Origin of the sequence: Pedosphaera parvula Ellin514 (genome assembly GCF_000172555.1) — a bacterium.
Taxonomy (GTDB): domain Bacteria; phylum Verrucomicrobiota; class Verrucomicrobiia; order Limisphaerales; family Pedosphaeraceae; genus Pedosphaera.
Window position 1 is genome coordinate 1 of the sequence record NZ_ABOX02000029.1, and the last position, 19,012, is coordinate 19,012.

The window sequence follows — 19,012 nt, forward strand, 5'->3', positions numbered from 1 at the left end:
CTGGCCTCACCGTCGCCACTCCAAATCCCATCTACGTCCAGGGCGATTACAACACGAAAGATGCAACCCATAATTCCAGGAGCAGCAACAATACCACCTACACCGCTCCCGCATCCATCGTGGGCGACGCCATTACGGTCCTTTCCAATAACTGGAATGACAATAACGCCAAAAACAGTAGCACCACCCTTGCAAACCGGATTGCCACCGATACCACCGTAAACGCCGCCTTCTTGGGTGGCATTGTCCCTACTGGCAATGGTTATTATAGTGGTGGAGTTGAAAACTTTCCGCGCTTCCTGGAAAACTGGTCCGCTAAGAATTTCTGGTACAACGGTTCGATGGTCGCCCTGTTCAACAGCCGCACTGCCACTGCCCCTTGGGCCGGCACCAGTGCCTACTATAACCCGCCCAACCGCAAATGGGCTTTCGACAAAAACTTCTACGACCTCACCAAGCTGCCACCAGGCACCCCTCAGCTTCGTCTCGCGGAACGTCTTGCGACCACAAAATAATCATCGGCTCTCCGGAGGATGTTCTAATGGATTGTCCACCAGTTCAGTTTGACGGGGTAATTCTCCGCGCCGCCCTCCAAACTAAGAACAGCATCATCATCCCAAACAGGAGCAACACCGCTCCCCAAATCAGGTTGATGTTGATCCCTAACGAACGTTGATAGACTTCTTTGTTTCCAAACGCCCCGAACATCACCAGCACCACTCCATAGAAGCTGAACAAAATCCCTATCGGCAGTCGCAAATCAAAGTTCATATCACCAGAATAAAATATTTAAAAGCGTCACGCCTGCGAGCACCAGTACCGCCAAAGTCACCGGCCGTTCATACCATGGCCCGCCCTCAGCTTTGGGTTTCGGTGTCAGTGAATACACCAACCCTTTCAACTCTCCCTCGCTCTTCCTCTGCCTGGTAACCAGCGAAATCAAGATCGTCAGCCCAAAGCAACACACCCAGGCCACAATAGCGATCGTGAAGTTCTGGCTCATCTCACTATATGGCGTAAACAAATGAGTGATCCATCCACCCTTGATTCCCGCCACATCTCCTTGCGGCAACGATAGTCCATGAAAAATCGCGGCCGCTACCGTCCCACCCAGCAATCCCCAAAATGCACCATGTCCCGTCGTTCGACGCCAGAACATCCCGAGCAAAAACGTCGCGAACAGCGGTGCGTTCACGAACCCAAACACGAGCTGCAACATGTCCATGATGTTATTGAACGCGGATGCGAGGTATGCCGCACCCACACTGAATAAGATCCCAAACACCGTCGCCATCCGCCCCATCCAAAAATAATGCTGATCCGACCGCTTCGGCGCAATGTAGCTCTCGTAAATGTCATACGTCCAAATCGTGTTGAACGCCGTCACGTTCCCCGCCATGCCCGACATAAACGATGCCATCAATGCCGTGAACCCAACCCCAATCACTCCCGTCGGCAAATACTTCGCCAACAAAATGGGAATCGTCATATTGTAATCCGGCGTCCCAGCCTTGGTCATCGGCAGCAGTTGATTCCCACCCCCATGATGCAATGCAATGGCGATCATCCCCGGCAAAATCACCAGTGCCGGAAACATCATCTTCGGCACAGCTGCAATCAAAGGAGTTCGGCGCGCCGCTGAGATAGAGCGCGCCGCCAATGCCCGTTGAATCACCAGGAAGTCCGTGCACCAATATCCAAACGACAACACAAACCCCAGTCCGCTAACCAACACAAACCCATTCACTCCCAGCGGGTTTTCTGCCGGGCTTCCCGCGTGTCGCCAAAGGTGACTCCACGCTCCGGGTGCGAAGCCAGCATTGGTCGCCACCGGCGCCAGCTTTTGCTGTAATTCGCTCCAACCTCCCACATCCTTCAATGCCAGAAAGACCAGTGGTGCAAACCCAAGCACAATCATGAAGAACTGCAGCACCTCATTGTAAATCGCCGAAGTCAATCCACCGAGAAAGATGTAAACCAACACCACCGCCGCTGAGAAAGCGATGCTTGCACTGTAATTCCACCCCAGCAGTATCTCGAGCAACTTCGCCAACGCGTGCAACGAAATGCCCGACGAAAATACTGTCATTACCAGGAATGAAACCGCATTAAACGCACGTGTCTTTTCATCGAAGCGCAACTTCAAATATTCAGGCACCGACCGCGCTTTCGACCCGTAATAAAACGGCATCATGAAGATCGCCAGGAACACCATCGCCGGAATCGCACCCAGCCAGTAGAAGTGGCAGGTCATGATCCCATACTTCGCGCCCGACGCCGCCATCCCGATCATCTCTTGCGCTCCCAAATTAGCCGATAGAAAAGCCAATCCCGTGACCCACGCAGGTATGGATCTGCCTGACAGAAGAAAATCCCCGCTCCCCTTCATCCTCCGCTTCAGGACCGCCCCAATCCCAACGACAAAAACGAAATATGATCCCAGGATCAAATAATCCAGCCATGTCAATTGCAGCAGTCGCGGCATCTGTTTTCCCTGTCTGCTTTAAAGATGGCATTGAATCAGCCCGCGCGAAAGCAGGCACCTCCCTCACCCACCCCATCATTCATCCAATAGCATGCTTCCTCACAACTCGCCTTCTTTCTCCCCATAAAACAACTGATGCGCCCGCTCGTACTCCTTCTCCGGCACCAACACCTTCGTCTCCCGGTTCAAATCCCCATCATCCGGCAAACTCGGATCCACGAACTCCTGCGTGCCGACAATCCCATGCTTCTCCAGCATCATCAGCAACATCTCCGCATTCACCGCCGGCCCGGTATAAAAAAGTTTCATGAAGCGTTCGCGTTTCGGTTGAAATTATTTCTGGGAATCCCTGTTTAATTTCGACAGATCCTCTTTCAACCCGCCCGCGTCTAAACCGTAACCCTTTCTTCTTCTCTCCAGGGCAGGCACGACAATTTCTGCACGCACATCGATGGTCTTGCCATAAAGGATTTCCCAGGCTCTTCGAGTGTTGAGCAAAATATCTCCAACCGCGCGTTCCTCATCAAAACGAGGCCGAAACAAATCAACGGCATTCATGAGAACTTCCTTCAATTGATCTTCAGTCGGCTCGTTGGTCAGCCCATACACTAGCCGGAATGCCCGCACATCTTTCTCTTCCAAACGGCTCAGCTTTGAAACTAAAATATCAATCGGATGGGGAAGGCAAAATTCCACATTTTCCAAACGCTCAATGTAGGATCGCAAGGGCCAGTCGGGTCCCGCGCTGAAGGTGCTGGGGACACATTGCTCGATATAAATTGGACGCTGCCCCATTCCCAATTGGTTGCGATCAATTATTTGCGAAAGGTCCTCCTCGGCAAAGATGTCCACATCCGCGCTCAAAAAATTGGCATCGAGTGAAAGCTGCAGTGGTGCAGAACCAAACACCGTAATCCTGAAAATCCGATCCTTAGGCAGTGCTACAGCCAGCAGCTTCAACGTCTGTCCGGCGGGAGAATCCCATTTAACCACGGGATTCCATTTTTCAATTTTCACAGGCACGCAGTTTTTTCTCCGCTGTTATCGAAGCAATCGCCTGCGCCAGGAGCCTTTCACTCACACTCGGATCTTCCGAGAACCGGGAGGCCAGACGACAATCACGGCCAGTCAGCGGGAATCCAGATCGGGAGCGCAACCAGATCCGCGCGGCAATACGAGACTTCCGCCAGGAAGGATCCATGGCACTTCGTCTTGATCGGAATCGCGCATCCATAGCTTGTATATATCATCGGAACTACCTAGACGCTCAACGAGGTTATTTTTCGTTCATAACCCCATAAAGTCAACGGTTTACTCGACCTTCGAGATTCGCACACCTGCCCATCATACTCCCGCGGTCCGCCTGAATTTCGATTCCCAGCATCATCGGCAACATCTCCGCATTCACCGCCGGCCCGGTCTAATAAAGTTTCATGGAAATACCAATCTATTCGCCTGTGCACCCAGTTGGGTTAACCGCGCCATGGTTTTCTCCAAGACCACTTCTGCGTGTCCATCAGGAAGTGCGACTACTCCATTCCGCTCCCAACTTTTTATACTGTGCATTTCCTTTGTCCAAGCCGCCTTGCTGTCAGAGCGCAACACCAACATCCCAGCTTGAGCATCACTCCCTTTTATTGTTAAATTACGATCACCAACCAGGCACAAGTTACTGCGCCCAAAATCGGCATCCAACGAGACAAAGTAGCTTACCTCCCCATTCTTGATGCCAGTTGCATTGGTGGCCTGACGCGAATCCATGGGACAGTGATATAATGTCGGCGCGGACTTTAAATAAATGTTAAGAATTTCGAAATGCGCCGCCACCTGACCGGCGTGTAACATTTCCAGTGACCCGCCAAAATTCGTGGAAACTGTCGCGCAAAATCTCCCTCCATTGTCCGCTCCCCACAACAACTCCGCCATCGCAATCTGTTTCAGATTACGCATACAAGTCATCCTTGCCGCTATGACCCTGTTATGGCGATGTCCGGGGGGTGGGATTAGCACGAAAAACAATACGAAGCCGATGGCAACAACCAGAAGCACTTCCACCAATGTCATCCCCGATCTGATTGTCGACAGTCGGCGACCATTGGAATTCGTATTCATACGAGGGGATTGATCGGCATCCATGCTCAACATCATGCCGGTTTCTCTCCCGCTTTTCAAGCGGATCAAGGCATGGCCAATCGATTTGTATCAGATCCGGTGGACTGCAACAGTTTCTGAAGGCCAACACTGTCCACCCATTGCACGCTCCCATCACCAAGGCCAATGTTTCCTTTCCGCCCGTGCATTCGCTCGGAAAACGTCAGCGTGAAGTTGGATCTGACAACCGCCGAACCTGTGCCTGCTGCCACTCCGTTGGTCATTAGATTTCGGTCTCCTGAAAGGAAGGCTTGGGGTTGTGAGTCGTCAGCATCTACTCCAACGAAATAACTCAGATTGGTATTGGCGAGAGTCTTGAAGGTAGCTGCAGGAAGCCGGTCATCACTTGGACACGTCAGCACCAATGGCATATTCAATTCATTCGACATGCATTCGAAATGTCTAAAAACTTCTCCGGTTACAATCGCCCCCATTGATCCCCCATACTTACTTTCCACACCCATTTGATATTTGTCACCGCTATCGCCCGACCACATCCGAAAAGATACACCGATTTGCTTCAGATTGTTGGTGCAATCGGACCTTTGCCTTCTGCTCTTTGCAGTCAACAATGCGGGCAGCAAAACCCCAACCAAAATGACAACCGTCACAATTGCCAGAAGCAACTCTATAAGGGTGAAAGCCTGGACTCTCCGCGTGATTTGCGCATTCGTGGTCATCAATTACGGACTGGTGTTGCGCGCCTTCTCATCTCCCTGATGACTCGATGTTACAGGTTTCCCTCCGTTTCTGTGCCTTACCTGCGAGGCCAGAAATGTCACCAGCAGGAGCAACCCTATTCCACATAGGGCCGTCACAATCAACGCATCCAACCGGCCGTATCCTCTTATCTTTGCCGCGCAACGCATTTCCATTTTCATAGGTTATTATTTCATGGGAAACACCAAGCGGTTGGTTTGCAAGCCAGTGGAACTAATCAGTTTTCTCACACCTGAGATCGTAACTTTTTGAATACTACCATCGCCCAGCAAAACGTTTCCGGAGCGCTGATGCAGGTCATCTGTCCAGCCCGTAATCGAATTGGTTGTAAATTCGACAACATTTTGCCTGTAGCTGGTTTCATTCGTAAGATTGCGATCACCAGCTAGCAAAGCTTGTGGCGTATCTGCCCGGGCATCCAACCCGACAAAATAGCTGATCGCGCTGCTGTTGAAGTTCGAAAAGAAATTAGACGCCGGCTGTCGTTTCACATCTGCCGGGCAAATGAGAATCTTCGGAGTGTTCAACTCATTCGATATGATTTGAAAATAATTGTACATGGCCCATGGATAGGCCAGCGCTTCACCATTAAAACCGTTCGTCCGAAAATGCATTGGATAAATATCGCCATTATCTCCAGCCCACATCCTAAAAGACAGCCCAACCTGCTTCAAATTGTTCACACAGTTGATTTGCTCGGGCCTTTGTTTATCCTTCGTCACACTTGGGAGTAGGAGGCCCAACAGGATGAATATCACCACAACCACGATCAGCAATTCCATCATTCCAAATGCTCTATTCGAGAGTCCGAAATTAATTTTCATGTTTGCTTCTGCTGACTATTGCGGTGGAAACACAATACGATTGGTTGCCAGACCCGTTTTAAAAATCAGGCGTTTAACACCTGAAACGCTGACCTTTTGAACGCTTCCATCTGCCAAGACCACATTTCCGGAAAACTGATGAATGTCCATGGTCCATCCCGGCAGGCTGTTCGTGGTGATCTCAAGAACTCCATTTTTCGCAGCCAACCCGTTTGTTAAATTCCGGTCTCCTGCCAGAAGCGTTTGCGGCTTGGTTTCGTCTGAATCCAAAGCGACAAAGTAACTCACCGTGCCACTGTTAAAATTCGTCCTGAAATCAGCCGCCACCCGCCTCTTCTTATCTCCGGGACAAACCAGCACCTTGGGGGTTTTCAACTCATTCGACATGATCTGAAAGTAGCCGCACATGCCTCGTGAGTTCGCCAATGCTTCGCCATCAAAGCCATTTGTTCGAAAATGCATCGGGTAAACCTTGCCGTTATCTTCAGACCATGTTCTGAACGCCAATCCTACTTCCTTCAGATTGTTGATGCATACGATGCCACTTGAGCGAACTCTAGGACGAGCAGTCATCGGCAATATCGAGGCAGTAAGAACTGCCACGATGAAAACCACCAGCATCAACTCCAGCAAGGTAAAGGCTTGCCTACCTTTAGTTCTTAACTCAAATCTCTTCAGCAAAATCATGGAATTAGTTTACCCCTCCCGGAAACACCAAACGATTCGTCGCCATGCCTGTTGACTTGATTAATCCCTTCAATCCCATCGTGGAAACTTTTTGCACACTGCCATCTCCAAGCGCCACATTTCCCGAAAATTGATGAATGTCCTTGGTCCACCCGGATACGCCGTTTGTTGTGATATTAACAACTCCATTTTTTGACGCCACGCTATTGGTCAGATTCCAGTCTCCCGCCAACACACTTTGTGGCAGAGTTTCATCGGCGTCCAATCCTACGAAATAACTCACTTTGGTGCTGTTAAAATCCGAAGTGAAGTTTGTGGCCGCAGAACGTTTTTCATCGCCAGGACAAACAACTATTTTGGGAGTAGATAACTCATTCGACATTACCTGGAAATAAATGAACATCTGTTTGCTATTCGAGTACTTGGCCCCGTCAAAATCGTTGGTTTTATAATGCATCGGATTGATATCGCTGTTATCCCCCGCCCACATACGAAAACCTAATCCGACCTGCTTGAGATTGTTGACGCACATAATGCTGGTCGATCGCGATCTGGGTCGAGACATCATTGGTAGGATCAACGTCGCAAGAATTACCACGATAAACACCACCACCATCAATTCCAGCACAGTAAACGCCTGCCTCCCTCTGCGTCCTAAATCCAATTGCTTTATGCAATTCATATAATCAGTTCGCCCCTCCCGGAAATGCCAATCGATTCGTTGCAAGACCGGTGCTCACCAAAGCCTTCTTTAACTCCCTTGTCGTGAACCGGTTCACACTGCCATCAACGAATGCTATGTGTCCGCGGTCATCGTGAATCGGCTTCGTCCAGCCTATGTTTTGCTTGCTGGTCAAATCCCTTATTCCACTCAAAGCACCAGAATCGTCCTCCAGTTTCCGGTCGCCACTCAAAAAAGCGTTGGTCGAATCCAATGTGGCATTCAATCCAACGAAGTAGCTCACATGGCTGTCGCTGAAATCAGATGCAAAGTTTGTGGCAGGAGAGCGCCCGTCACTCGGGCACACCACCACCTTTGGCGTACCTAACTCATTTGAAAGCACCTGAAAGTGTCGGAACGGTTCCCCTTTATTTACAAGTTCTTCTGTTCCGCCTTGAATGGTGGAAACATCCATCGGAAACCTGTCTCCGTTGTCCCCAGACCACATGCGAAAGGCCAACCCGACTTGCTTAAGATTGTTCACGCAGCCAATCTTACTCGAGTAAGCTTTCTGACGAGCCATCCCAGGCAGCACCAGGACGGCAAGCACTGCCATCGCGAACATCACCCACATCAACTCCAGCACAGTAAAGCCGCTGCTTTTAACCGATGATTGGTGCTTCATATATTCCCGACACACGGTTCTAAATTTCAAACTCTCAACCCTCGATTCACTCAACAAAGTGGCAACTCGCGCGCCGGGAAGGTCTCCCCCTTGTCATTCTTCTTCACCATCCGGCGGCGCACGAATTCCACCAAAAGCAGCAAAATCAAAAATAATAACAGCAGCCAGAAATTGTCTTTAATCGGTTTCTTTCCGGCTTTATTCGCTCCCGCGATTACCTTGGCTTCTTCAATCCTCTCCCTGCTCTCCACGCTCGACGAAACAACTTTGGCTGCGAATATCTGATTCGTTGACGAAAGTGAGGTGACCGCTTCGTTTGACTCTCCCTGCCGGGCTGCTTTACCCGCAACCATCCCGCTGGCTGTGGAGGGCACAGCGATAGCAGGCTTCCAAGGGGCTGCACTTCGACCAGCTCCACTACCCGAACTGGATGCACCGTGCGACGCAGATGAATTGCCCGCTGAAGTTGAAGGAGGATTCGCCGCCAGAGTCGGTCCCGGCTGCGAGGAAGGTTTTAAGGTCGGCATGATCAATTGCATTTGATCCGCCGCGTTTCCCCTGGGCAGTTCCAACGAGATCCCGTTTAACTTCTCCACATGGCCGTCCGCAAACAGCACATTGCCTTTGAAGGAATGCAACTCCAGGGTCCAATTCACCACGGTATTTGCATCCACGCGCATCAAAGTCCGTGAACCCGCGGAGGCATTCGTAATGTTCCGATCACCGGCCAACAGCGAATTAGGCCATGTATAATCCGCATTGGCGCCAAGGAAATAACTGAGATTGCGGTTGTTGAAATCGTCAAAGTTTTCGGCTGCGGTTCTGGCCATGTCCGACGGGCACACCAGCACCCGGGGATTGTTCAACTCATTGGATAACGCCTGAAAATGCCGATATTCAAAGTAAAACTCATTCCCTGCTTCATATGAGGCCCGGACAAACTCTGAACTCCCGCCGAAATTGGTGGATAGCTGCATCGGAAACCGATCATTATGATCGTGAAGAAAACTGTGGAACGCCACTCCCGTTTGCTTGAGATTTGAAACACATTGAATCCGCCGCGCCTTGGCCTGGGTCTGGCTCAGAGCTGGCAGCAGCAGCGCCGCCAGGATCGCCACAATCGCAATCACCACCAGCATTTCCACCAACGTAAACCCGCCGCCTTTATTTCCAGAAAGTCTCATGCACACAGGATTCACCTTGTGCTTAAGCATATTCGATGCCGAGCCGGTTCAGGCGGAAAAGCACTTATTTCACTCGAACAAAGGTGTGATTTTCCCGCTTTAGGCGCGAAACTTCTCCGCTCTGCAGGTTCAGTGGGCCAGCGGGAGAATCAGGTCTGTCAGAGAAGGTGCACTGCTTTCGGGCAACCTGAATCGCGACCCGCTGATGCTTTCCACATGGCTATCGGAAAACAAGACGTTCCCGGACATTTGGTGCAGTCCATTGTCCCAACCGCCCCGGGTGCTCGCATCCATCCGCAAAATAACAGCCCCATAATAGCTGATGTTGGTCACATTCCAATCACCGGCCAGAATGGAATTCGGCCAGGAATAATCTGCGTTTACACCCACGAACAGACTCAGATTAGAATTGCTAAGGGTATCAAATTTGGATGCGGGTATCCGTGACAGGTCTGCGGGACATGCCAGAACTTGTGGCGAACCAAGGTCAGCCGAAAGCGCCTGGAATTGCCGGTAGCTGAAATAGGAAGGCCCGTTAATCAAATAAGTCTCATGGGCAAATTCCGAGGCGCCTCCGTTGTTGGTGGATTCGCTCATGGGAAATCTGCTGTTGTGATCATGCATGAACATATGAAAAGCGAGGCCGGCTTGTTTAAGATTGCTGACACACTGAATCCGCTTCGCCTTTTGTTTTGCTTTTGCCAATGCCGGAAGGAGGAGGCCAGCCAGAATACTAATAATGGCAATCACCACCAGCAACTCCACCAGTGTGAAAGCAACGCGGCGAGTTGCCCTCAACTTCATTTGATTTTTTGTCTTCCTGATATCGAGATAATCTTTCAACATGCATCAATCCTTCAGGGTGCTCTTGAAGCAGGAAAGAAACTCCAAATCTTCACACCCCCTTTTCCGAGCTGCATTATCCATGGCCGAAACATTTTTCCAATAAAAAAGGAGATTCGAATATTTGCGCCGACTTCGCGTCCATTTAAATGCCTGTATGAAGATTCAGAACCGAACCAATGCATTTACGCTCGTTGAGTTGCTGGTGGTGATTGCCATCATTGCGATCCTCGCCGGCATGCTGTTGCCTTCTTTAAGCCGCGCCAAGGAAAAGGCCGTCACTTCCAAATGCGCCAACAACCTGCGACAGCTGGGCCTGGCCATGCAGATGTTTGGCGATGATAACGATGACCTGTTGCCGCAAGCCAATGGTGCTGTGCCTTGGAACAACACGGCTCCCGTTCCCTGGACTCAAGCGATGCTCGATTATTACAAGAACACCAATACCCTGGTTTGTCCGGTAATGAGCGACTTTTACAAGTCTCCCTTCAATTATTTCATGGGTTCCCGCGCGGTATACGTCGAAACGCATGCGGATGGGCCGGTAAATTTAAAGCGCATTCAATTGCCCACTCAATACATCCTCTCCGGTGATTGTAATTATCGCTTTCTGCCCAACGACGCCGATCCGGATAATTACGACCGGGATACACTGTTTGCCGAATCTTCCCCCGGCCACGAACAAAGGGTAAATATTCTATTCGGCGATCTTCACATCAAGTCTTACAAAAAGTTCCAGACGAACGAAATGACCTTTGCTTTCGATCTGCCTGGTATTCCCTATTAGCATCTCATTGCCTGCGCTTGCGTCAGTCGGAATTCTCAGCCAAGCTCGCTGAAATCAAACTCGCTCGGCGCAATGAAATTCGGAATCTGCAACGAAATCTTTCAAGGCTGGTCACTCGAAAAATCGATGGCCTATGCGGCGCAGGCTGGTTACGACGCCATCGAGATCGCTCCTTTCACCCTCGCCAAATACGTCACGGAAATTTCTTCCGCGGAAAGACAGAGAATCCGTGAACTATCCAAAACCACCGGCATTACCATCTCCGGCATCCACTGGGTGCTGGTCCAGGCGGAAGGGATGTATCTCAATCACACGGATGCTGAAATCCGTCTGCGCACCACTCAATACTTTTGCGACCTGGTCGATTTCTGCTCCGACATCGGCGGCAAATCTATTATTATCGGCTCACCCAAACAGCGTAACGTCCTGCCGGGTGTGGAACCGCAGCAAGCCTGGCACTGGGCAACCGAAACTTTTCGCCATTCCGTCAACCGCGCCGAAGACAAAGGCATCACCCTCTGCCTTGAACCACTCTCTCCAGCCGAAACCAATTTCATCAACACGGCTGAGGAAGCGATCCGGTTCGTGCAACAGTTCAAAAGTCACAACTTCAAAATCATCCTTGATGTCAAAGCGATGTGTTCGGAATCCAAACCGATCCCGCAAATCATCCGTGAATCCTGGCCTCACTTCGCCTACTTCCACGCGAACGATTGCAACCTGAAAGGCCCCGGTTTTGGCGATGTCGATTTCAAGCCCATCGCCGCCGCTCTGAAGGAAGTTGGTTACACCGGTTTTGTCTCGGTGGAAGTTTTCAAATTCGAGGAAGGACCAGAAACCATCGCCACCAAAAGCATCGAATACTTAAAGCGCACTTTTGAATGATTCAGCCACCGGATGGCTGCGCGATGTAACCACCGTAGCCGCCAAGAACGTTGCGCTGCACCCCAAGCGAAACCATTACACGATACCAGACTGCTCCAAACCACGAAGGCTTTTGAATGATGATATTTTGGGGCAATTCCATCGTCTCCAGCTGCTTCAGTTGAATTGCAATTCCGCCCTCCTGCCATCGCCGCAACGCATGCGCGAGATCCGGTTGCGGTTGAGCATGAAATCGTTGCACCAGGATCACGCGTGAGATTCCGTGTGTTTTCAGAAAAATGGCCGATGGAAAGTCCGTGGTGAAGCTGACAGAGCGATTGTCATATCGGCCGGGAAAAAGATTCTCGCCTCCACCACGACGGTTGGCATCCAGCAGAAATACTGGAGGCGCATCAACCGCGATGGCTAGCTCCGCGAGCTTTTTTGTTCCAAGCCAGAGCGCATTCATGATTGGCCTTACATCCACTACTGAAACTTTTTGGAAATACTCTGGCTCAGCCATGTTTGCAGGAATACCACTTGGTCTCGGGAGCGCATTGTAAAGTGGAACCGGCCTGTAGCCGTGACCAGCGAGTTCAAGTCCCACGATCACTCCTTCTTCTCGCGGCAAATCCAACACCATGGCTACCCGCTCATCCACCGGGGGAACCCACGGGGTCTCGCCAACCACCGGCAACGAAGCCTCTGACGGCTCCGGGTCATCCATGCACGCAAAGAGCACAGGCTTTACCCAGGGAGACCAAAGGCAATTGTCCGGCGCCCACACTTTATAAATATGCTCATTACTCATTGAATCCTTCACTCAATTTGCTTTCGGCACATGCAGCATCTTCAACCAGTAACGCAATGTCGATTGCCGCAAAGTCGATCACTGACCCGGCGGTGATGCGGGTATAAGCTCCGGCGACCCGGCCGTTGATGGTGTACACGCCTACGCATGGATGCATCGGCCCGATTGGCGTCATCAGCGCCACCGATTGAAATCTGCGTTGTGCCACCCACTGCTTCGGCCACCAACGCACCTCTCGTGATACCGCACGCCACGCCTTATCGCTCAATGCAGATCGGATACTTACCGTATCACCCGTGTTGCAGAGCGCGGATTTTAGCAACCAACCATCATCTGTCTGCCATGGAGCGTCGCGCGGATCACGTGTTTCAGGCAGCAACCGCCGCCATGTCGGCAACCTGGTTTCCAAATCATCCCAAACCAGGGGGAACCGCTTGCTTTCAGAAATAATGGCGCAGCCCGGATTGCCTACGGGTGTCTTTCCGCCTGCAAAGAAATAATGCCAACCACACGTTTCCGGAAGTTTCGCCAGCCATTCGCCTTGATAAAAGCGAACAATCGCATCAATGCGTCCAGAATGCCATGCGCTGTTGAGGGAAGCGAAGCCATCGCTCCATTCCAACTGCTGTGGATTGGCCAGGTGAGTTGTGCAACCGCTCGCGTTCAAATGGCGCGCCAGGTACGCCATGATTTGATGGTCTTCCATGAATCCTGAAGCGGTGAGCAAGGCTATGGTCCCATCGCCACCCGCAGCTTTTGAAACAGCACCACACCAATCGGCAACCGGATCGCCGGCGGGCAAGGCCCCGGCATAATGCGCCGCCATCATTTGTGTGTAACTCGAAGCCTCCGTAAATCCACCCGGCACATCGCTGTTCAATTCCGAAATACGCCAACCCTCGGTCGTAAGATGGAAATCGTACCGCATCACCCGCGCAGCCTCGGCAGTGAGACCGCTCTCCGGGACTTTTTGCAAAGCTTTGCAAATACGTCGAGGCAGTCCAATGCGTTTCATCAGGTCTGGCCTTTGCAAAATTTCCTGCTCGGCTGCCAATGTTTCATATCCAAGCGCTTCGGCCAAACTCGCCAGAGTCTTCCAGGTTTCTCGTCCCATAATCAATGGGAAGCTGGCCAACGTCCCCACATCACCGACTTGCGGGTCCCACTTGCAATGTTCCAGCAGTGCCCGACGCCTTAGGGCATTAAACGCATCCATGGGCAGGGGAGCCCCAGCCATCCAAACCGGCCTCGCGGCTTCCGGCAGACAGTCACTGTCTTTGAAGACTTCCGAAGCAATATTCTGCATTTTATTTCCACCTTCCCAATACGATCAGTACGGCAACTGCAATCACTAAGTAAATAAGCCCGGGAAGTAACCCATATTTTCCAACTGAAGGTTTCGGCCTGATCAAGGTGGGGCGCAGATTACGTTCTGCAAGCATTGCCACCAGCGCCAGGCCGAGGCTTGGCCAGGCTTGGTATGCAAAATCCCGAATCGTCCCAGTCGCGGATTGCCCGTCACCCGCAACCGCCCGCCCCAGAATCAGCCCTACGGAAACCAGGAATGAAGCCAAACGCCAACCCGATGCGATATCCCGTTCCTCCGCAATTGCCAGGGAAATCCTCGACCCGAACTCAACCATGAACCAAAGCAACAACAGGCCAGCACTCGCTAAAAAACAAGGAAAGATGGTCGTCCAGATCGTCGGCCCTTCACCTATATTGCCTCCCGCATATGCAAGGAGGATTCCCAACAGTGCGCCACTTAACGCAACGGTGGCTGCCTGGTTGCCCTGCTCCACTACATCCTCGCGAACGCTCAGGCCGAAAACTGGGAAGAGTTGAGTGCTGAATATCATCCAGGCCATTCCCAGGGTCATGAAAAGGAAAACGTAAAAATGGTTGGAGCGAATATCCTTGGCGGCAAAGCAGAGCAAGACAGGCAATAAAATTGCAAGCCCGGCCAAAGGTGCGAACACAAGTGGCAGACGTTGCCGCACCGATCGGCCAAGGAGTGCCGTAAATAGCAGTTCCCGATAAAAAACCGCTCCCTTTGCGATCACGTATACCAAAGATACGACGAGAACCATAAACTCGTCACCGGACGGTTCTTCATTCATTTCTACCAGATCGGGCACAAGGCAGCTGCTGCCTTGGTAAATTCACTTCCCATAAAATGCAGAATCACACTTTCGTCCCGCATGTAAAGGGGAATTTTTTACACCTTGAAAACTGTGTCTACAATTACCCTTTCAGAACAAACCTCGCCAGCAGGACACCTTGCTTTCAGGCACTTTCCACCCGTTTCTAAACGCCTCTTCTGCTGCTTTGGTGGTTGAAAGTGGCAAACAGTTTATTTAGCCTAGTCTCTTAGCCATGCCTCAGTGTGGCTGAAAAAATGGTGCAGTAATTTATTACTATGAAAAAATGGGTTCCATTTATTTTGACGATTGTGGCCTTGGGATTGGTTCTAGGCCTGTCCGCGTGTAAGAAGTCAGAAGGCGGAGCAGGAGCTGATGCGAATACCATCAACGTGGGTGAATTTGCCTCGTTGACCGGAAAGGAAGCCGCGTTCGGACAATCCTCCCACAAAGGCACGTTGCTCGCCATTGATGAAATCAACTCCAAGGGGGGTGTCCTCGGCAAAAAGGTTAATCTCATTTACGAAGACAACCAGTCCAAGTCTGGAGAGTCCGCCACCATCGCCCGCAAACTCATCTCGCGGGATAAAGTAGTCGCCATCCTGGGTGAGGTGGCCTCTGGCCGGTCTCTGGAAGCGGCACCTATTTGCCAGCAGAACCAGATCCCGATGATTTCTCCCTCCTCCACCAATCCCAAGGTTACCCAGGTGGGTGATTATATTTTCCGCGTTTGTTTTACCGATCCTTTCCAGGGCAAGTTAATCGCCAATTTCGCTAAAAACACTCTCAAAGTCACGAAGGTAGCTGTCCTTACTGATGTTGCGGCTCCTTACAGCGTCGGCCTGGCTACGTTTTTCAAGGAACCATTTGTCGCGAATGGCGGCACCATCGTGGCCGACCAGAAATACAACGGGGGTGACAAGGATTTCAAGGCTCAGTTAACGGCCATCAAAACCGCCAATCCGGAGGCGATTTTTGTGCCCGGCTATTATACCGAAGCCGCACTCATTACCCAGCAGGCGCGCCAATTAGGCATTAACGTCCCGCTCTTCGGAGGTGACGGCTGGGAAGCGCAGGAGCTTGTCCAAATCGGCGGCAAAGCCATGGAAGGCACTTACTATTCCACTCACTACTCCTCAGAAGACCAGTCTCCCCTCGTCCAGGATTTCGTTAATAAATACAAGGCAAAGAATAACGGCGAAATTCCTGATGCCATGGCTGCACTGGGTTACGATTCCGCCATGGTTTTGGCTGATGCCATCAAACGGGCTGGCACAACAGATGAGCCCAAGCTGCGCGACGCCATTGCTGCCACAAAGGATTATGTGGGATTGACCGGAAAAACCACGTTGGATGCGGAGCGTAACGCCACCAAGGGTGCGGTCATCATCACGATTAAAGATGGCAAGTTCAAATACGTTGAAACAGTTAATCCCTGAACTGATTGACTGAATTTCTCCAACAACTCATCAATGGACTTTCGCTGGGGGCTATCTATGGCCTGATAGCCTTGGGTTACACCATGGTCTATGGCGTGCTCCGGTTCATAAACTTTGCCCATAGCGATGTTTTCATGGTGGGGGCATTTGCCGGCTACTACATCTCCAAACGTCTTCCCCATGAATCCCTGGGCGGCGGACTGCTGGTGCTGGCTGCTGCCATGGTTATTTGCGCTCTGCTCGGCATCATTATCGAGCGACTTGCCTATCGCCCATTGCGCAACCGTTCGAAGCTGAACGTTCTGATCACGGCTATCGGCGTGTCCCTGCTCCTCGAAAATGCCGGCCAGTTTTTCTTTGGGGCCAATCCCAAGCCCTTTCCCTCTCTCTTCCCTGTAACATCCATTAATCTCTGCGGCCTTATTCTATCCAGCAATCAGATAGCAGTTTTTATTGTCACCATAGTTCTCCTCGTGACCTTGCAGTTCATCGTTCTGAAGACCAAGATTGGCACGGCCATGCGAGCCGTCTCCTTTAATCCTCTGGCAGCCTCCCTCGTGGGGATTAACAATGATGTCGTCATTTCTTTTACCTTCGGCCTTGGTTCCGCCCTGGCTGCGGCGGGTGGCATATTGTATTCGCTTAATTATCAGGCGATCGATCCGCTCATGGGTATCCTGCCCGGCCTGAAGGCTTTTGTTGCGGCAGTGCTCGGTGGTATTGGTAATATTCCCGGAGCTGCCTTGGGAGGACTGCTCCTTGGAGTCATTGAGACGTTCGTCAATGGCAGCCGGTTCTCCACTTATACCGACGCCATTGCCTTCGCGCTGTTGATTTTAATCCTGCTTTTCCGCCCGGCTGGATTGCTCGGCAAGCTGCACGTTGAAAAGGTCTGACAATGAGCACGTTTTTGCGAAACATAATTTTCTGATGCCGACCCGCTCGCAAATTGTTCTGCTAACGGCCATCGCTCTAAGCGCGGTCGTGGCTCTTTTTTCGAACCAAATAGACCCCTACTTCCTCCTTGTCGTTACCAACGTCGGGATCAATGTCATTCTGGCTGTCAGCCTTAATCTGGTAAACGGTTATACCGGTCAGTTCTCACTCGGCCATGCCGGCTTCATGGCCGTCGGAGCCTACACGGCATCGGCCATTACCCTTTTTATGGGTCCCCGGTTATTTACCGCTTTGGGTTCACAGGGTATTCCGGCGGTTGCAGGTTTGTTTTTGTTTGCGCTCATTGCCGGCGGACTGGTCGCCGCTTTGGCGGGGTTGATTGTGGGGATTCCCTCATTACGCTTGAAGGGCGATTATCTGGCGATTGTTACCCTGGGTTTCGGTGAGATCATTCGTGTCATCTTTCGCAATATCGAAGTCCTTGGCGGTGCGTTGGGTCTGAACGGCATTCCTTCGTACACAAACTTCTTTTGGACCTTTGGAGTGGTCGCCATCACCACGTATGTTGTGGTCAGCATGGTCAATTCGACTTACGGACGCGGCTTCCTCGCAGTGCATGACGATGAAGTAGCCGCTGAAGCCATGGGCATCAACACGACGAGATATAAAATCATCGCGTTCGTCGTCGGCGCATTTTTTGCCGGTGTGGCTGGCGGACTCTTCGCGCACTCGACCCGTTCGATCGATCCTCGTGGCTTTGACTTCATGAAGTCGATCGAAATCGTTGTCATGGTTATTCTCGGCGGCATGGGCAATACTGTGGGAGTCATCATTGCCGCAGTCCTGCTGACCTTGTTACCGGAGTTTCTGCGCCCCATCGCTGAGTACCGGATGATGATTTATTCCTTGCTTTTGATTGTGCTGATGCTGGCCCGTCCCCAGGGTTTGTTCACGATCCGGAGAAAACTTTCCGTGAGTGCCGGGGAAAAGGGGCCCATGGCTAAAGCCTAAACTGCTGATGATTGTTGAGAGCAATGGCAACCGACAAATCAACTTCAACCCTGTTAAAAGTGGAGAACTGCACGATCCGCTTTGGCGGTTTGACTGCCGTTTCCAGCCTGAATCTTCAGATTAACGAGCACGATCTGCTTGGCTTGATCGGCCCCAACGGCGCGGGGAAAACCACCGTTTTCAATCTCATCACCGGGGTGTATAAGCCGACTGAAGGCAATATTACCTTTTGCGACCACTCCATTGTCGGCAAACGTCCTTACCAGATCACCGAACACGGCATCGCCCGGACCTTTCAGAACATTCGCCTGTTTCCATCACTCAGCGTATTTGACAATGTCCGTGTGGCTTTCCATCTGCACATCAAGAGCGGCGTCGCACACGCACTGACAAGGGGGAAAAAGTTTCGAGCGGAAGAAACGGACATATCAAAACAAGTGATGGAATTGCTGGAGATATTTCGACTGGACCGTCTGCGCGACGAACCGGCCAAGAGCCTTCCCTATGGCGACCAACGCCGTCTGGAAATTGTCCGCGCCCTGGCCACCAAACCCAAACTTCTTTTGCTGGACGAACCTGCCGCTGGCATGAATCCAACTGAAAAGGCGGAACTGACCAAGTTGATCCAGTTCGTCAAAGATAAATTCAAGATTGCTGTCTTGTTGGTTGAACATGACATGCCCGTCGTGATGGGCATGTGCCAACGCATCGCAGTGCTGGATTACGGTGTCAAGATCGCTGAAGGCACCCCGGCGGAGATCCGCAAAAACCCCAAGGTGATTGAAGCCTATCTGGGGGACGATCATTTGACGGTTTCCTAGT

The 19,012-nt window shown here is 51.4% G+C and carries 22 protein-coding genes and 1 pseudogene; 7 read left to right on the plus strand and 16 right to left on the minus strand.

The window, feature by feature from the left end; genetic code table 11:
* A pseudogene (locus CFLAV_RS35630) lies at positions 1-515 on the plus strand (hypothetical protein); the annotation flags it as partial.
* 43 nt (positions 516-558) lie between these two features.
* Here CFLAV_RS35630 and CFLAV_RS19800 read toward each other — a convergent pair.
* The 13 genes from CFLAV_RS19800 to CFLAV_RS19865 all read right to left on the minus strand — a co-directional run bounded on the left by CFLAV_RS19800 (position 559) and on the right by CFLAV_RS19865 (position 10,201).
* Positions 559-771 (minus strand): hypothetical protein, encoded by a 213-nt coding sequence (locus tag CFLAV_RS19800; RefSeq protein ID WP_007416594.1) that lies wholly within the window; start codon positions 769-771, stop codon positions 559-561.
* Position 772: 1 nt separating this feature from the next.
* Positions 773-2,485 carry a sodium:solute symporter family protein gene (locus CFLAV_RS19805; protein ID WP_007416595.1) on the minus strand — a complete coding sequence of 571 codons (1,713 nt, stop codon included), beginning with the start codon at positions 2,483-2,485 and terminating at the stop codon, positions 773-775.
* 99 nt (positions 2,486-2,584) lie between these two features.
* On the minus strand, positions 2,585-2,794 hold the full coding sequence (locus tag CFLAV_RS19810) for a hypothetical protein (protein WP_007416596.1): 210 nt from the start codon (positions 2,792-2,794) through the stop codon (positions 2,585-2,587).
* Positions 2,795-2,818: 24 nt separating this feature from the next.
* Positions 2,819-3,502, minus strand: a complete 684-nt coding sequence (locus tag CFLAV_RS19815; protein WP_040549536.1) for a DUF6036 family nucleotidyltransferase — start codon at positions 3,500-3,502, stop codon at positions 2,819-2,821.
* A 414-nt stretch (positions 3,503-3,916) separates the two neighbouring features.
* The gene (locus tag CFLAV_RS19825) at positions 3,917-4,435 is read right to left on the minus strand and encodes a hypothetical protein (protein WP_150107510.1); all 519 of its coding nucleotides are present in this window, start codon (positions 4,433-4,435) and stop codon (positions 3,917-3,919) included.
* 227 nt (positions 4,436-4,662) lie between these two features.
* A complete protein-coding gene (locus CFLAV_RS19830) occupies positions 4,663-5,316 on the minus strand; it encodes a type II secretion system protein (RefSeq protein ID WP_007416599.1) in 654 nt (217 codons plus the stop codon).
* Positions 5,317-5,319: 3 nt separating this feature from the next.
* Entirely contained in the window at positions 5,320-5,517 is a 198-nt protein-coding gene (locus tag CFLAV_RS36570; protein WP_007416600.1) for a hypothetical protein, read from the minus strand.
* A 6-nt stretch (positions 5,518-5,523) separates the two neighbouring features.
* Positions 5,524-6,180, minus strand: a complete 657-nt coding sequence (locus tag CFLAV_RS19840) for a type II secretion system protein (protein WP_007416601.1) — start codon at positions 6,178-6,180, stop codon at positions 5,524-5,526.
* A gap of 15 nt (positions 6,181-6,195) precedes the next feature.
* Entirely contained in the window at positions 6,196-6,867 is a 672-nt protein-coding gene (locus CFLAV_RS19845; protein WP_007416602.1) for a type II secretion system protein, read from the minus strand.
* Between the two features lie 4 nt (positions 6,868-6,871).
* On the minus strand, positions 6,872-7,549 hold the full coding sequence (locus tag CFLAV_RS19850) for a type II secretion system protein (protein ID WP_007416603.1): 678 nt from the start codon (positions 7,547-7,549) through the stop codon (positions 6,872-6,874).
* A gap of 4 nt (positions 7,550-7,553) precedes the next feature.
* Positions 7,554-8,213: a type II secretion system protein gene (locus CFLAV_RS19855; RefSeq protein ID WP_007416604.1), complete on the minus strand. Its 660-nt coding sequence runs from the start codon at positions 8,211-8,213 to the stop codon at positions 7,554-7,556.
* Between the two features lie 50 nt (positions 8,214-8,263).
* Positions 8,264-9,397, minus strand: coding sequence for a prepilin-type N-terminal cleavage/methylation domain-containing protein (locus CFLAV_RS32740; RefSeq protein ID WP_150107511.1), 1,134 nt, complete (start codon positions 9,395-9,397; stop codon positions 8,264-8,266).
* A gap of 129 nt (positions 9,398-9,526) precedes the next feature.
* Positions 9,527-10,201 carry a type II secretion system protein gene (locus CFLAV_RS19865; protein ID WP_083809043.1) on the minus strand — a complete coding sequence of 225 codons (675 nt, stop codon included), beginning with the start codon at positions 10,199-10,201 and terminating at the stop codon, positions 9,527-9,529.
* Positions 10,202-10,397: 196 nt separating this feature from the next.
* On the opposite strand from CFLAV_RS19865, the gene CFLAV_RS32745 reads away from it, so the two are divergent.
* Positions 10,398-11,027 (plus strand): type II secretion system protein, encoded by a 630-nt coding sequence (locus tag CFLAV_RS32745; RefSeq protein WP_007416607.1) that lies wholly within the window; start codon positions 10,398-10,400, stop codon positions 11,025-11,027.
* A 72-nt stretch (positions 11,028-11,099) separates the two neighbouring features.
* Positions 11,100-11,912 carry a sugar phosphate isomerase/epimerase family protein gene (locus CFLAV_RS19875; RefSeq protein WP_007416608.1) on the plus strand — a complete coding sequence of 271 codons (813 nt, stop codon included), beginning with the start codon at positions 11,100-11,102 and terminating at the stop codon, positions 11,910-11,912.
* Between the two features lies 1 nt (position 11,913).
* Here CFLAV_RS19875 and CFLAV_RS19880 read toward each other — a convergent pair whose 3' ends face one another.
* From CFLAV_RS19880 to CFLAV_RS19890, 3 genes are read right to left on the minus strand one after another with little or no spacing between them, the layout of a single operon-like run.
* Positions 11,914-12,702: a hypothetical protein gene (locus tag CFLAV_RS19880; protein WP_007416609.1), complete on the minus strand. Its 789-nt coding sequence runs from the start codon at positions 12,700-12,702 to the stop codon at positions 11,914-11,916.
* Entirely contained in the window at positions 12,695-14,008 is a 1,314-nt protein-coding gene (locus CFLAV_RS19885; RefSeq protein WP_007416610.1) for a glutathionylspermidine synthase family protein, read from the minus strand. The genes CFLAV_RS19880 and CFLAV_RS19885 overlap by 8 nt, the downstream gene beginning before the upstream one ends.
* Before the next feature lies 1 nt (position 14,009).
* Positions 14,010-14,822: a DUF350 domain-containing protein gene (locus tag CFLAV_RS19890; protein WP_007416611.1), complete on the minus strand. Its 813-nt coding sequence runs from the start codon at positions 14,820-14,822 to the stop codon at positions 14,010-14,012.
* A 299-nt stretch (positions 14,823-15,121) separates the two neighbouring features.
* On the opposite strand from CFLAV_RS19890, the gene CFLAV_RS19895 reads away from it, so the two are divergent.
* The 4 genes from CFLAV_RS19895 to CFLAV_RS19910 are packed head-to-tail and all read left to right on the plus strand — an operon-like array spanning position 15,122 to position 19,011.
* Positions 15,122-16,282, plus strand: coding sequence for an ABC transporter substrate-binding protein (locus CFLAV_RS19895; protein ID WP_007416612.1), 1,161 nt, complete (start codon positions 15,122-15,124; stop codon positions 16,280-16,282).
* Positions 16,283-16,287: 5 nt separating this feature from the next.
* Positions 16,288-17,178: a branched-chain amino acid ABC transporter permease gene (locus CFLAV_RS19900; protein WP_007416613.1), complete on the plus strand. Its 891-nt coding sequence runs from the start codon at positions 16,288-16,290 to the stop codon at positions 17,176-17,178.
* A 34-nt stretch (positions 17,179-17,212) separates the two neighbouring features.
* The gene (locus CFLAV_RS19905) at positions 17,213-18,190 is read left to right on the plus strand and encodes a branched-chain amino acid ABC transporter permease (protein WP_007416614.1); all 978 of its coding nucleotides are present in this window, start codon (positions 17,213-17,215) and stop codon (positions 18,188-18,190) included.
* 23 nt (positions 18,191-18,213) lie between these two features.
* A complete protein-coding gene (locus CFLAV_RS19910) occupies positions 18,214-19,011 on the plus strand; it encodes an ABC transporter ATP-binding protein (RefSeq protein WP_007416615.1) in 798 nt (265 codons plus the stop codon).
* Position 19,012 lies beyond the last annotated feature (1 nt).

Excerpts from the sequence above, each read along its gene's own strand:
- CFLAV_RS19800 (WP_007416594.1), bottom strand. The coding sequence starts at position 771 with ATGAACTTTGATTTGCGACTGCCGATAGGGATTTTGTTCAGCTTCTAT.
- CFLAV_RS19805 (WP_007416595.1), bottom strand. The coding sequence starts at position 2,485 with ATGCCGCGACTGCTGCAATTGACATGGCTGGATTATTTGATCCTGGGA.
- CFLAV_RS19810 (WP_007416596.1), bottom strand. The coding sequence starts at position 2,794 with ATGAAACTTTTTTATACCGGGCCGGCGGTGAATGCGGAGATGTTGCTG.
- CFLAV_RS19825 (WP_150107510.1), bottom strand. The coding sequence starts at position 4,435 with ATGCGTAATCTGAAACAGATTGCGATGGCGGAGTTGTTGTGGGGAGCG.
- CFLAV_RS19830 (WP_007416599.1), bottom strand. The coding sequence starts at position 5,316 with ATGACCACGAATGCGCAAATCACGCGGAGAGTCCAGGCTTTCACCCTT.
- CFLAV_RS36570 (WP_007416600.1), bottom strand. The coding sequence starts at position 5,517 with ATGAAAATGGAAATGCGTTGCGCGGCAAAGATAAGAGGATACGGCCGG.
- CFLAV_RS19840 (WP_007416601.1), bottom strand. The coding sequence starts at position 6,180 with ATGAAAATTAATTTCGGACTCTCGAATAGAGCATTTGGAATGATGGAA.
- CFLAV_RS19845 (WP_007416602.1), bottom strand. The coding sequence starts at position 6,867 with ATGATTTTGCTGAAGAGATTTGAGTTAAGAACTAAAGGTAGGCAAGCC.
- CFLAV_RS19850 (WP_007416603.1), bottom strand. The coding sequence starts at position 7,549 with ATGAATTGCATAAAGCAATTGGATTTAGGACGCAGAGGGAGGCAGGCG.
- CFLAV_RS19855 (WP_007416604.1), bottom strand. The coding sequence starts at position 8,213 with ATGAAGCACCAATCATCGGTTAAAAGCAGCGGCTTTACTGTGCTGGAG.
- CFLAV_RS32740 (WP_150107511.1), bottom strand. The coding sequence starts at position 9,397 with ATGAGACTTTCTGGAAATAAAGGCGGCGGGTTTACGTTGGTGGAAATG.
- CFLAV_RS19865 (WP_083809043.1), bottom strand. The coding sequence starts at position 10,201 with ATGAAGTTGAGGGCAACTCGCCGCGTTGCTTTCACACTGGTGGAGTTG.
- CFLAV_RS32745 (WP_007416607.1), top strand. The coding sequence starts at position 10,398 with ATGAAGATTCAGAACCGAACCAATGCATTTACGCTCGTTGAGTTGCTG.
- CFLAV_RS19875 (WP_007416608.1), top strand. The coding sequence starts at position 11,100 with ATGAAATTCGGAATCTGCAACGAAATCTTTCAAGGCTGGTCACTCGAA.
- CFLAV_RS19880 (WP_007416609.1), bottom strand. The coding sequence starts at position 12,702 with ATGAGTAATGAGCATATTTATAAAGTGTGGGCGCCGGACAATTGCCTT.
- CFLAV_RS19885 (WP_007416610.1), bottom strand. The coding sequence starts at position 14,008 with ATGCAGAATATTGCTTCGGAAGTCTTCAAAGACAGTGACTGTCTGCCG.
- CFLAV_RS19890 (WP_007416611.1), bottom strand. The coding sequence starts at position 14,822 with ATGAATGAAGAACCGTCCGGTGACGAGTTTATGGTTCTCGTCGTATCT.
- CFLAV_RS19895 (WP_007416612.1), top strand. The coding sequence starts at position 15,122 with ATGAAAAAATGGGTTCCATTTATTTTGACGATTGTGGCCTTGGGATTG.
- CFLAV_RS19905 (WP_007416614.1), top strand. The coding sequence starts at position 17,213 with ATGCCGACCCGCTCGCAAATTGTTCTGCTAACGGCCATCGCTCTAAGC.
- CFLAV_RS19910 (WP_007416615.1), top strand. The coding sequence starts at position 18,214 with ATGGCAACCGACAAATCAACTTCAACCCTGTTAAAAGTGGAGAACTGC.